This is a genomic window from Streptomyces sp. UF-297, from assembly GCF_058245575.1.
Genome location: NZ_JBSIBZ010000083.1, coordinates 29,697 through 42,728, shown reverse-complemented (window position 1 = coordinate 42,728; position 13,032 = coordinate 29,697). Strand labels below are relative to the sequence as shown.

Annotated in this window: 10 protein-coding genes; 1 reads left to right on the top strand and 9 read right to left on the bottom strand. The window is 72.1% G+C overall.

Going from position 1 to position 13,032, the window contains the following annotated elements:
• Positions 1–31: 31 nt before the first annotated feature.
• The 7 genes from gnd to AC4IJH_RS34350 form a co-directional block, all read right to left on the bottom strand.
• A complete protein-coding gene (gene gnd, locus AC4IJH_RS34380; protein ID WP_490855873.1) occupies positions 32–1,522 on the bottom strand; it encodes an NADP-dependent phosphogluconate dehydrogenase in 1,491 nt (496 codons plus the stop codon).
• 158 nt (positions 1,523–1,680) lie between these two features.
• Positions 1,681–3,126, bottom strand: a complete 1,446-nt coding sequence (locus AC4IJH_RS34375) for a HAMP domain-containing sensor histidine kinase (RefSeq protein WP_490855872.1) — start codon at positions 3,124–3,126, stop codon at positions 1,681–1,683.
• Between the two features lie 2 nt (positions 3,127–3,128).
• A complete protein-coding gene (locus AC4IJH_RS34370) occupies positions 3,129–3,866 on the bottom strand; it encodes a response regulator transcription factor (RefSeq protein WP_490855871.1) in 738 nt (245 codons plus the stop codon).
• 213 nt (positions 3,867–4,079) lie between these two features.
• Complete coding sequence (locus tag AC4IJH_RS34365) at positions 4,080–4,445, bottom strand: hypothetical protein (protein WP_490855870.1); 366 nt, start codon at positions 4,443–4,445, stop codon at positions 4,080–4,082.
• 45 nt (positions 4,446–4,490) lie between these two features.
• On the bottom strand, positions 4,491–5,519 hold the full coding sequence (locus AC4IJH_RS34360) for a S1C family serine protease (protein WP_490855869.1): 1,029 nt from the start codon (positions 5,517–5,519) through the stop codon (positions 4,491–4,493).
• A gap of 125 nt (positions 5,520–5,644) precedes the next feature.
• Complete coding sequence (locus AC4IJH_RS34355; RefSeq protein WP_490855868.1) at positions 5,645–6,667, bottom strand: LacI family DNA-binding transcriptional regulator; 1,023 nt, start codon at positions 6,665–6,667, stop codon at positions 5,645–5,647.
• Between the two features lie 150 nt (positions 6,668–6,817).
• Complete coding sequence (locus AC4IJH_RS34350) at positions 6,818–7,762, bottom strand: response regulator transcription factor (protein ID WP_490855867.1); 945 nt, start codon at positions 7,760–7,762, stop codon at positions 6,818–6,820.
• A gap of 384 nt (positions 7,763–8,146) precedes the next feature.
• On the opposite strand from AC4IJH_RS34350, the gene AC4IJH_RS34345 reads away from it, so the two are divergent.
• Positions 8,147–8,989 (top strand): alpha/beta hydrolase family protein, encoded by an 843-nt coding sequence (locus AC4IJH_RS34345; RefSeq protein ID WP_490855866.1) that lies wholly within the window; start codon positions 8,147–8,149, stop codon positions 8,987–8,989.
• Between the two features lie 203 nt (positions 8,990–9,192).
• Here the strand turns inward: AC4IJH_RS34345 and AC4IJH_RS34340 are convergent, their stop codons facing one another.
• Complete coding sequence (locus AC4IJH_RS34340) at positions 9,193–11,094, bottom strand: ABC transporter ATP-binding protein (RefSeq protein ID WP_490855877.1); 1,902 nt, start codon at positions 11,092–11,094, stop codon at positions 9,193–9,195.
• 110 nt (positions 11,095–11,204) lie between these two features.
• A complete protein-coding gene (locus AC4IJH_RS34335; RefSeq protein ID WP_490855865.1) occupies positions 11,205–12,938 on the bottom strand; it encodes an ABC transporter ATP-binding protein in 1,734 nt (577 codons plus the stop codon).
• Positions 12,939–13,032 lie beyond the last annotated feature (94 nt).

Here is a 13,032-nt window from a genome sequence, read left to right as displayed (position 1 = left end):
GGGCCCGGCCGGTGCCGGGCCCCGCGCTCCCTCACGCCTCGGTCTCGCTGCGGTCGCCCGCCCACAGGGTGTGGAAGGTGCCCTCGCGGTCCGTGCGCTGGTAGGTGTGCGCGCCGAAGAAGTCGCGCTGGCCCTGGATGAGCGCGGCCGGCAGCCGCTCGGCGCGCAGCGCGTCGTAGTACGACAGCGCGGCGGCGAAGCCCGGCGCGGGGACGCCGTACTGGGCCGCGGTGGCCACCACCGTGCGCCACGCGCTCTGCGCCGCGCCGACCTCGCGGGCGAACTCCTCGTCGGCCAGCAGCCCGGGCAGCGCCGGGTTCTTGCCGTACGCGGCGGTGATGCGGTCCAGGAAGGAGGCCCGCACGATCGAGCCGGCCCGCCAGATGGCGGCGACCGCGCCCGGGTCCACGTTCCAGCCGTACTCCTTGCTCGCGCCCTGGATCATGTGCCAGCCCTGCGCGTACGCCACGACCTTGGAGGCGTACAGGGCCTGCTCGACCTGCCCGGCGAAGCGGACCGCGTCGTCGCGGTGCAGCTCGGGCCGGTGCGGGCCCGGCAAGTGGCGGGAAGCGGCGCGCAGTTCGCCAGCGCCCGAGACGGTACGGGCGAAGACGGCCTCGGCGATGCCGGAGACCGGGGTGGCCAGGTCCAGGGCGATCTGCACGGTCCAGCGGCCGGTGCCCTTCTGCCCGGCGCTGTCGGCGACGATGTCGACGAAGGGCTTGCCGGTGGCCGCGTCCCGGTGGGCGAGGACCTCGGCGGTGATCTCGATGAGGTAGGAGTCCAGGCGGCCCTTGTTCCAGTCGCGGAAGGTCTCGGCGATCTCGGCGGGCTCGTACCCGGCGACGTGCCGCAGCAGGTCGTAGGCCTCGGCGATCAGCTGCATGTCGGCGTACTCGATGCCGTTGTGCACCATCTTCACGAAGTGGCCCGCGCCGTCCGGGCCGACATGGGTCACCGTGGGCGTCCCGTCGGGGGCCTTGGCGGCGATGTTCTCCAGGATGGGGCCGAGCGCCTCGTAGGACTCCGCCGAGCCGCCGGGCATGATGCTCGGGCCGTGCAGCGCGCCCTCCTCGCCGCCGGAGACCCCGGCGCCGACGAAGTGCAGCCCGCGCTCGCGCAGCGCGGCCTCTCGGCGGCGGGTGTCCTCGAAGTGCGCGTTGCCGCCGTCGACGATGATGTCGCCGGGCTCCAGCAGCGGGGCGAACTCCTCGATCACCGCGTCCGTGGGGCCGCCGGCCTTGACCATGATCACCAGTCGTCGGGGCCGCTCCAGGGAGGCGACGAACTCCTCGGCGCTTTGGGCCGCTATGAAGCTGCCCTCCTGGCCGAACTCCTCGACCAGGGCGTCGGTCTTGGCGGCGGTGCGGTTGTGCACGGCCACGGTGTAGCCGTTGCGGGCGAAGTTACGGGCCAGGTTGCGGCCCATCACGGCGAGTCCGGTGACGCCGATCTGCGCCTTCTTCCCGGCGTTGTCCCCGGTCGCCTCTGCGGCCCGTGCGGGGCTCTCTTCGGTAGGCATGCTGGCCACCACTCCTGTCCTCGGTCTCCAGTGGTTCGTACTAACCCCGGCGCACACGAGGTATTCCGCGCCGCCGCGAATACGCCGAGGGTCCGTCACATCACCGGCCGGGAACAGGCGCCCGTACGGGAGCCGTTACCGGTCCGCCGCCACCGCCGTCACCGGTCCGCCGCCACCGGCACCTCCGGCGGCGGCACCCCCGCCCCCGGCAGACTCAGGACCGCCTCCGTGCCCCCGCAGTCCGCGGCCCGCAGGCGTACGCTGCCGCCCGCCTGCCCGACCGTACGGGCCACGATCGACAGCCCCAGCCCGCTGCCGGGCAGGCTGCGCGCCGAGGGCGAGCGCCAGAACCGCTCGAAGACATGCGGAAGTTCGTCCTCGGCGATGCCCGGACCGTGGTCGCGCACCGTCAGGACGCCCTCGCTCAGCCGCACCTGGACCGTGCCGCCCTGCGGGCTGAACTTGACCGCGTTGTCCAGCAGGTTGACCACCGCCCGCTCCAGCGCGGCCGGCTCGGCCCGTACGAACCAGGGGTCCAGCTCGGCGGTGACGCTCAGCGTGGGGCCGCGCCGACGGGCCCGCTCCAGCGCCGCGCCCACGATGTCGTGCAGCGCCACGACCCGTACGGCACCACCGCCCCCGCCGCCCGACTCCGGCGACCTGGACAGCTCCTGGAGGTCACCGATCAGCGTCGCCAGCTCGCTCATCTGCGCCTTCACCGAGTCCAGCAGCGCCTCCTTGTCGGCGGGCGGGATCGGCCGGCCGGCGCGCTCGCTGCGCACCAGCAGATCGATGTTGGTCCGCAGCGACGTCAGCGGGGTGCGCAGCTCGTGCCCCGCGTCCGCGATCAGCTGCTGCTGGAGGTCGCGCGAGGAGGCCAGCGCCCCCGTCATCGCGTTGAAGGAACGCGACAGCCGGGCGATCTCGTCCTCGCCCTCGGCCGGGATGCGGACCGTCAAGTCCTCGGTACGGGCGACGTGTTCGACGGCGGCGGTGAGCCGGTCGACCGGTTTGAGCCCCGCGCGGGCCACCCACAGACCGGCGGTCGCCGCGCCCAGGACGCCGACCCCGGCGACGATCAGCAGGATCAGGGCGAGCTGGTTGAGGGGGTCGGTGACCTGGTTCATCGGCGAGGCGATGGACAGCGCCACCTGGCGGCCCAGTGCGTCGGTGATCGGGCCGTCGTACGGCGTGGTGTAGACCCGCATCTCGCCGCCGTCCTTGGCGCGAGTGGTGTGCATCGCGCTGTGCAGCTGCCCCTTGGCCACCGCGACGTCCGAACTCTGCACGGGAATGGGCGACTTGTCCTGCGAGGTGCACACCGCGCCGCTCGCCGTCACGATCTGGATCGTGTACGGGGTCGGCAGCCGCAGCCGGTCCGGCAGCGGGCTGTTGCAGTTGTCGCCCATCATCTGCACATACGCCTTGGGCACATTGGCGTTGGTCAGCGCCGAGTCCAGCTGCTCCGTGAGCCGGTCTCGGGTGATCAGCCAGCACGCGGCGGCCGACGCGGCGACCGCGAAGGCCACGGCCACAGCGGTGAGCGCGGCCAGCCGCGAGCGCAGCGGCAGCCGTCCGAACCAGCCGAAGAGGCGCCTGGGCACGCTCACTCCGCGCCGCCGTCGGCCCGCAGTACGTAGCCCACCCCGCGCACCGTGTGCACCAGCCGCGGCTCGCCGCCCGCCTCGGTCTTGCGCCGCAGGTACATCACGTACACATCCAGGGAGTTGGAGGTCGGCTCGAAGTCGAAGCCCCACACGGCCTTGAGGATCTGCTCGCGGGTCAGGACCTGGCGCGGGTGCGCCAGGAACATCTCCAGCAGCGTGAACTCGGTGCGGGTCAGCTCCACCTGGCGGGTGCCGCGGAAGACCTCCCGGGTGGCGTGGTTCATCCGCAGGTCGGCGAAGGTGAGCACCTCGCCCTCCTCGGGCTGCACGGCGCCCGCCGCCGCGTAGGAGCTGCGGCGCAGCAGCGCGCGGATGCGGGCCAGCAGCTCGTCCAGCTCGAAGGGTTTGACGAGGTAGTCGTCCGCGCCGGCGTCCAGGCCGGTGACCCGGTCGCCGACGGTGTCGCGGGCGGTCAGCATCAGGATCGGTACGGTCACCCCGCCCGCGCGCAGCCGGCGGGCGGCGGTCAGCCCGTCCATCCGGGGCATCAGCACGTCCAGCACGATCAGTTCGGGGTCGTAGGCGGCGACCTTGTCCAGCGCGTCCAGCCCGTCGACGGCCTGCTCGGTGCCGTACCCCTCGAAGGCGAGCGAGCGCTGCAGCGCCTCACGTACGGCGGGCTCGTCGTCGACGATCAGGATGCGGGCGGGCTGATCACCGTGCTCGGCGGGGCTCATGGTGTGCTTTTCCTCGGGTGGGACGGCGGACGGCGGACGAGCACCGGGCAACGGGGCCCGGCGCCTGAACCTGTGTCCGCTTGACCGTGCTCAGCGGGGGCGCGGACGCAAGGCTCAGAGCCTGCGTCTCCATCCCGGCCGGACCAGCGCACGTCGTCTGACGCGTGCGATCGCAAGGCACCGGGCGCCCGGCCTGGATGGAAACGCAGGCTCTCAGCCTCGCACGGCCCTGGCCCGGCGCTGCCGTGCGGCGTGGCGGGGAGCTGCGGCGGGTACGGCGGCGGCCACTTCGGCGGGGCGGGTGCCGCGGGCGCGGGCCCCCGCCCCGGCTCCGGCCCCGGCCCGGCCTTCGGACCCGGCCCGGGTCTCGGCCTCGGCACGGGTCCTGGCCTCGGCCTCGGCTTCGATGAGTGCGAGGGCGAGCGCCAGGTCCAGGGCGGCGGGACCGGTGGCGATGGCGCCGTGCCGGACGGTGCGGACGGTGGCGGTGCGCCGCGCGTCCCCCGCGCTCCAGGCGATGACGGCGGCGAGCGCCCGGCGGGCCCGGTTGACCGGAACGGTGATCTTGCTGCTGGCCATGACGGCCTCCTCAGGGGCGAGGTGGTGGGGTGCGCCGGGCGGCGGTCAGCTGCCGCTGCCGCCGTTGCGCAGGTTGTCCAGGTCGGCCTTGACGGTGTTGATCGGGATGGCGAAGCCCAGGCCCACGCTGCCGGCCGAGCTGCCGCCGCCCGCGTTCGAACTGGGCGCGTACATGGCCGAGTTGATACCGATGATCTGGCCCTGCATGTTGATCAGGGCGCCACCGGAGTTGCCGGGGTTGAGCGAGGCGTCGGTCTGGATGGCCTTGTAGGAGGTCTTGGAGGAGCCGGTGTCGCCGTTGTACTGGTTGCCGCCGAACTCGAACGGCCACTGCGGCGTCCCGTCGGGCCCCTGCTGCCGGCCCTGGCCCCGGCCCTGCTCCTTGGGCACGGTCACCTCGCGGTTCAGCGCGGAGACGATGCCGCTGGTGACCGAGCCGGTCAGGCCCTCCGGCGAGCCGATGGCCACGACCTGGTCGCCCACCGCGAGCTTGTCGGAGTCGCCGAGCGAGGCGGCGGGCAGGTTCTTGGCGCCCTGGATCTTGATCAGCGCCAGGTCCTTGGCGGGGTCGGTGCCCACCACCTTCGCGGTCTTGGTGGTGCCGTCGCTGAGCCGCACCTGCACCGTGTCGGCGCCCGCGACCACATGGTTGTTGGTGATCACTTCACCGTCACCCGTGATGATCACGCCGGATCCGGTGGACTGCCCGCTGGCCGTACGCGCCTTGATCTCCACGATGGAGGGGCTGACCGCCTTGGCCACGCCCGAGACCCCGCTGCCGCTGGTGGAGCCCGCGTTGACGACCGGGGTGGACTTGAGCCCGCTGCCGTCGTTGGTGGCCCCCGCTATCAGCGCGGCGCTGCCGCCCCCGACGAGCCCGGAGGCCAGCGCCACGGCGGCGAGCAGGGCGATGGGCCTGCGCACCCGGCGCCTGGGCTCCGGCGCGCCGGGCGCCGGCTCCTGGGCGTACGGCGGGTGCGGGGGCGGCGGCGGATACGCCGCGTGCTGAGACTGCTGGGGGTTCTGGGACCACTGTGCGTACTCATCGCCGCTGCGGCGGTAGTTCTCCGTCATGGCTACGACTGTGCGAGCCGTCCATGAGAACCAGCTGAGAACGCCCTAAGAGGCCCGACAGAACCAGATATGCCCGAGATAAAGACACACGTCGGAGGCGTGCGGCCAGCACGCCGGAACAGCGCTCAGCCACACCCGCAGGAGCGGCGTACCACCAGGCGCGAGGGGAACTGCCGCAGCCGCTCGCGGCGCGAACCGACCACCCGCAGCGCGTCGTCCAGCACCAGATCGACCGCCGCCCGCGCCATTGCCTCCCGGTCGGAGGCGACCGTCGTCAGCGGCGGATCGGTCAGCGCCGCCTCCTTCACATCGTCGAAGCCCGCGACCGCCAGCTCGCCCGGCACATCGATGCGCAGCTCGCGCGCGGCCCGCAGCACGCCGATCGCCTGGTCGTCGGTGGCGCACATGATGGCCGGCGGCCGGTCGGGCCCGGCCAGCAGCTCCAGCGCGACCTTGTAGGCGTCGTAGCGGTTGTACGGGGCCAGGATGTAGCGGCCCGCCATGGAGATCCCGGCCTCCTGCATCGCCCGCCGCCAGCCCTCCAGGTGGTCGGTGACCGGGTCGCCGGACTTGGGGGTCTCCTCCAGGCCGCCGAGGAAGGCGACGTAGGGGTGGCCGTGCTCCAGCAGGTGCCGGGTCGCCAGCTGCGCGCCCCCGATGTCGTCCGTCGTCACGGCCACGTCGTCGATCGCGTCGGGCCGGCGGTGCATCAGCACCACCCGGGCGTCCCACGCGTCGATCTCGGCCGCGGCGTGCTCGCTCGTGCCCGCGCTGATCAGGATCAGGCCCGCCACCCGCATGCCCAGAAAGGCCCGCAGGTAGTGCACTTCGCGCTCGTCCAGGTAGTCGGCGTTGCCGACCAGCACCATCTTTCCGCGCTCGGCGGCGGCCTGTTCGACCGCGTGCGCCATCTCCGCGAAGAACGGCTGCCGGGTGTCCGGGACGATCAGGCCTATGAGGTCGGTACGGCGGGACGCCATCGCCTGCGCGACACGGTCCGGCCGGTAGCCGAGCTCCTTGATCGCGGCGAGTACCCGCTCGCGCGTGGCCGGGGCGACCGGCCTTGGTCCGTTGTTGATGACGTAACTGACCACGGCGGTGGAAGTCCCCGCCAGTCTCGCCACATCATCCCGCGTCACCTTGGCCACGCGCGGAAGTCTACGCGGGTGGTCACACCGCCCGGCAGGTCGCACAGCGGGCCGCACGGCAGCGGCCGCGGCGCTCGCCGGGCACCGCCCCGGCGCCCGGTCCGCCGCCCGGCTCCGCCTGCCGCCGAGCGCGCTCCCGGGCGCCCCGTCCTACTCCTGTCCGGGCCGTCCCGGCGTACGTCCGTCCGCCCGCCCGGCCGTTCCGTGCGCAACACCCTCGGCCGCGCCGTTGGAAGCGCTGCGGGGCGCACCGCTGGACGCACCGTTGGAAGCGCTGCGGGACGCACCGTTGGACGCACTGTGAGGCGCCCTCGCGGACAGCGCCGCCTGCTCCCCGCCCGTACCCGACCCCTGCTTCTGCGCGGCCCGGTCCACGGCCCGGCGTACCGCCTGCTCCTTGGCCTCCTCCGCGGCCCGCTCCACCTTCTCCGGCACCACGAAGCGGTAGCCGACGTTGCGGACCGTGCCGATCAGCGACTCGTGCTCGGGCCCGAGCTTGGCCCGCAGCCGCCGTACGTGCACATCCACCGTGCGCGTACCGCCGAAGTAGTCGTAGCCCCAGACCTCCTGGAGGAGCTGGGCCCGGGTGAAGACCCGGCCCGGGTGCTGCGCGAGGTACTTCAGCAGCTCGAACTCCTTGAAGGTCAGGTCCAGCACCCGGCCCTTGAGCTTGGCGCTGTAGGTGGCCTCGTCGACGCTCAGGTCCCCGTTGCGGATCTCCATGGGGCTGTCGTCCGTGGAGATCTGCTGCCGCCCCATCGCCAGGCGCAGCCGCGCCTCGACCTCCGCGGGGCCCGCGGTGTCCAGCAGGACGTCGTCGATGCCCCAGTCCGCGGTGACCGCGGCGAGCCCGCCCTCGGTGACCACCAGGACCAGCGGACAGCCCGGCCCGGTGGAACGCAGCAGCTGGCACAGCGACCGCACCTGCGGGAGGTCCCGCCTGCCGTCGATCAGTATGACGTCGGCCCCGGGGGTGTCCACCAGGGCCGGGCCCTCCGCCGGAGCGACCCGCACGCTGTGCAGCAGCAGGCCGAGCGCGGGCAGCACCTCCGTCGACGGCTGGAGGGCATTGGTCAGCAGGAGCAGCGAACTCATGCTTGCACCTCGCTCCGCGAGGCCCGGCATGCGCTCGGAACGCACCCTTCGACGGCTCGCTCGCCGCGCTCGCTCGCGGGCCGACCACCCGCCCCGGTCGTCCGTTTCCTACTGTCGTCCTGCACGCTTCGCTGGCCCATTACGTCGGTTCCTCCTCGGTCCCTGCGGGAGGGGTACCCCCAGGCCCGTGGAGGGCTGTGGAGGCGTAGCGGCACTGCTTCGTACGGATGCCGGTCACGGCGTGCTCATACGGTCACGAGCCCCCGCGCGCCCGAAGGCGCCCCGGAGCACGCTCGCGCTCATCCGCGCACGACGCGGCCGAAAGCACAAAAGGACCCGGGGGCAACGCTGCCCGGATCCTTCTTGCCCAGCAGAATAGCCCACATGACTTCCGGACCCGAGGCCGACTTTGCACACTCCTGTGTTCCGTCGATCACTTCGAGTGGCCATCGAGCGACGCTGTTGACGGACGACGAAGTCCCCGTCGAGGCGCTCTACCAGCCCGCGCCCGGCCCGCTCACCGCCCCGCGCGACCAGCTCGCCGTCGTCCTCGCGCACGGCTTCACCGGCTCCCTGCAGCGCCCCGCGATACGCCGCGCCGCGGGCGTGTTCGCCCAGCGTGCGGCCGTGATCACGTTCTCCTTCCGGGGGCACGGCGGCTCGGGCGGGCGCTCCACGGTCGGCGACCGCGAGATCCTGGACCTGGCCGCCGCCGTCCGCTGGGCGCGCGCCCTGGGCCACCGCCGGGTGGCGACCGTCGGCTTCTCCATGGGCGGCTCGGTGGTGCTGCGGCACGCCGCCCTGTACGGAGGGGAGCACAGGGGGCGCACCGATGCGCACACCGACGCGGTGGCCTCCGTCAGCGCCCCGGCCCGGTGGTTCTACCGCGGCACCGCCCCCATGCGACGGCTCCACTGGGTCGTCACCCGCCCCACCGGCCGCCTCGTCTCCCGCCTCGGCCTGCACACCCGTATCCACCCCGAGGACTGGAACCCCGTCCCCCTCTCCCCCGTGGCCGCCGTCCCCGCCATCGCCCCCACCCCCCTCTTGATCGTCCACGGCGACCGCGACCCCTACTTCCCCGTGGACCACCCCCACATGCTCGCCGCCGCCGCGAACCCGGCCACCACCACCCTCTGGCTCGAACCCGGCTTCGGCCACGCCGAAAACGCCGCCTCCCCGGAGCTCCTGGCCCGCATCAGCACCTGGCTCACCGCCCACGCGTGACCCGGCGGATCACCGCGGGCGGCTCCCCCACCCCTTCCCTCCTCCCCAAAGGGGAGGCCCAGGGCGGCTCCCCCGCCCCCTCCCTCCTCCCCAAAGGGGAAGCCCAGGGCGGCTCCCCCGCCCCCTCCCCCTCCTCCCCAAAGGGGAGGGGGCGGGGGGTGGGTTCGGGGGTGGGGGGGCGGGCAGGCCGAATGCGCGGCGGATCACTCCGCCGGTGCGACCGCCTCCGCGAACTGGGCCGCGTACAGGCGGGCGTAGGCGCCGTCCGCCGCCAGGAGGGCCTCGTGGGAGCCCTGTTCGACGATGGAGCCGGATTCCATGACGAGGATGACGTCGGCGTCGCGGATCGTGGACAGGCGGTGGGCGATGACGAAGCTGGTGCGGCCGGTGCGCAGTTGGGCCATCGCGTGCTGGATGAGGACCTCGGTGCGGGTGTCCACCGAGCTGGTGGCCTCGTCCAGGACGAGGATGGCCGGCTCGGCCAGGAAGGCCCGCGCGATGGTGATCAGCTGCTTCTCGCCGACGGAGACGTTGTCGCCCTCCTCGTCGATGACGGTGTCGTAGCCGTCGGGCAGGGTCCGTACGAACCGGTCGACGTGGGTGGCCTTCGCCGCCTCGACGATCTTGTCCATCGAGATGCCCTCGGGCGCCCCGTAGGCGATGTTCTCCGCGATCGTGCCGCCGAAGAGCCAGGTGTCCTGCAGGACCATGCCGATGCCGGAGCGCAGCTCCTCGCGGGACATGGCGGCGATGTCGACGCCGTCCAGGGTGATCCGGCCGCCGCTGACCTCGTAGAACCGCATGAGCAGGTTGACCAGGGTGGTCTTGCCCGCGCCGGTCGGGCCGACGATGGCGACGGTCTGTCCGGGCCGTACCGACAGCGACAGGTCCTCGATGAGCGGCTTGTCCGCGTCGTAGCGGAAGGAGACCTTTTCGAAGTCGACGCGCCCGGTGACGTTCTCGGGGCGGGCCGGACGGACCGGGTCGGGGGCCTGCTCCTCGGCGTCCAGCAGCTCGAAGACCCGCTCGGCCGAGGCGACGCCGGACTGCACCAGGTTGGCCATCGAGGCGACCTGGGTGAGCGGCTGGCTGAACTGGCGGCTGTACTGGATGAAGGCCTGTACGTCACCGATGGACAGGGAGCCGGAGGCGACCCGCAGCCCGCCGACCACGGCCACCAGTACGTAGTTGAGGTTGCCGATGAACATCATCGCGGGCTGGATGATCCCGGAGATGAACTGGGCCTTGAAGCCCGCCCGGTACAGCGCCTCGTTCTGCTCGCGGAAGGCCTCGGCGGACTCCTTCTGCCGCCCGAAGACCTTCACCAGCGCGTGTCCGGTGTACATCTCCTCGACGTGCGCGTTGAGCTTGCCGGTGGACTTCCACTGCTGCACGAACTGCGGCTGCGCCCGCTTGCCGATCTTCGTGGCGACCAGCACCGACACCGGCACGGTGACCAGCGCGACCAGTGCCAGCAGCGGGGATATCCAGAACATCATCGCCAGCACGCCCAGGATCGTCAGCAGCGAGGTGACGATCTGGCTGAGGGTCTGCTGGAGCGTCTGCTGGACGTTGTCGATGTCGTTGGTGGCCCGCGAGAGCACCTCGCCGCGCTGCTGCTTGTCGAAGTAGCTCAGCGGCAGCCGGCCGATCTTCTCCTCCACCTGCTCGCGCAGCCGGAAGACGGCGCGCTGCACGACCACGGTGGCGATCCGGGCCTGCAGCAGGCCGAAGAGCGAACCGCCGACGTAGATGGCCAGCACCCACATCAGTACGGTGCCCACCGCGCCGAAGTCGATGCCCTGGCCCGGCACGACGGGCATCGCGCCGAGCATGTCGGCCAGCCCGCCCTGCCCGTCCTGGCGCAGATGGGCGATGGCCTCGGCCTTGGACAGGCCCTCGGGCAGCTGCCGCCCGATGACGCCCGACATGATCAAGTCGGTGGCGTGGCCGAGGACTTTGGGCCCCAGCACCATCAGCGCGCCGCTGAGCACGCTGAACACCAGCGCGAGGGTGATGATCCCGCGCTCCGGCCGCATCTGCCGCAGCAGCCGCTTGCCCGACCCCTTGAAGTCCATGGACTTCTCGGTGGGCTGGCCGCCCATGAAGCGCGCCGGGCCGGCGGCCGGCGCCGGGCCCCTGCGCTGCGGGGCCGCGGCCACGCCGTCCTCCGGCCCCGCGCCCTTCTCCAGGCTCGCGCCCTTGTCCGCGGTGGTCACGCCGCCTCCTGCTCGGTGAGCTGGGAGAGCACGATCTCCCGGTAGGTCTCGTTGCCGTCCATCAGCTCGGTGTGCGTACCCATGCCCACCACCCGGCCCTCGTCCAGGACCACGATCCGGTCGGCGCCGCGGATGGTGGAGACCCGCTGCGCGACGATCACCACGGTCGCCCGCTCCGTCTCCTGGGCGAGCGCGGCGCGCAGCGCGGCGTCGGTGGCGTAGTCCAGCGCCGAGAAGGAGTCGTCGAAGAGGTAGATCTCCGGCCGGCACACCAACGCCCGCGCGATGGCCAGGCGTTGGCGCTGCCCGCCGGAGACATTGCCGCCGCCCTGCGCGACGGGCGCCTGCAGCCCGCCCTCCATCCGCTCGACGAAGTCGCTCGCCTGCGCGGTGCGCAGCGCGTGCCACAGCTCCTCGTCGCTGGCCTGCGGGTTGCCGTAGCGCAGATTGCTGGCCACCGTCCCGGAGAAGAGGTACGGCTTCTGCGGCACGAACCCGACGACCGAGGCCAGCGTCTCGGGCGCCAGGTCGCGTACGTCCTCGCCGTTGACCAGCACCGTGCCGCCGGTGGCGTCGAACAGCCGCGGTACGAGCCCGAGGAGGGTGGACTTGCCGCTGCCGGTGGAGCCGATGACGGCGGTCGTCTCGCCGGGCCTGGCCAGGAAGGAGATGTCCTTCAGGACCGGCTCCTCGGCGCCGGGGAAGCGGAACTCCACGCCGCGCAGCTCCAGTTCGCCGTGCCGGCGCAGCTCGGTGACGGGGTCGGCGGGCGGGGTGACGCTGGTGTCGGTGCCGAGCACCTCCTGGATGCGCTCGGCGCACACCTCGGCCCGCGGCAGCATCATGACCATGAACGTCGCCATCATGATCGACATGAAGATGTACATCAGGTAGCTCAGGAACGCCGTCAGCGCGCCGATCTGCATCCCGCCGCTGTCGATACGGAATCCGCCGAACCACACCACGGCCACGCTGGAGAGGTTCACGATCAGCATGACCAGCGGGAACATCGTCGACATCAGGCGCCCGGCGCGCACGGAGATGTCGAAGAGGTCGGTGTTGGCGCCCTTGAAGCGCTCCCGCTCGTGCCGGTCGCGCACGAAGGCGCGGATGACGCGGATGCCGGTGATCTGCTCGCGCAGCACGCGGTTGACGGTGTCGATGCGCTCCTGGACCCCGCGGAAGAGCGGGCGCATCTGACGGATGATGAGCGAGACGAAGATGCCGAGCAGCGGGACGATGACCAGCAGCAGCCCGGAGAGCGGCACATCCTGGTTGAGCGCCATCACCGCGCCGCCCACGCACATGATCGGCGCCGCGACCATCATCGTGAACGTCATCAGCACCAGCATCTGGACCTGCTGGACGTCATTGGTGGTGCGGGTGATCAGCGAGGGGGCGCCGAACTTGCCCATCTCGCGGGAGGAGAAGGACTGGACCCGGTCGAAGACGGCGAGGCGGATGTCGCGCCCCAGCGCCATGGCCGTACGGGCCCCGAAGTAGACGGCGCCGATGGCGCAGGCGACCTGGAGGAGGGTGACGGCGACCATGAAGCCGCCCATGCGCAGGATGTATCCGGTGTCGCCCTTCACCACCCCGCTGTCGATGATGTCGGCGTTGAGGGTGGGCAGATACAGCGTGGCCAGCGTCTGTATCAGCTGCAGCAGCACGATCAGGGATATGGAGCGCCTATGGGGCCGAAGATGCGCCCGCGCGAGTCGGACCAACACCTGTCGAGCCTATGCGAGCAGTTTCGGACGGCAATCGAATATCCCCGGCCGTACGGGGTCGTCCCGGCAGGCTTTGCCAGAACTTGCCCGGAAA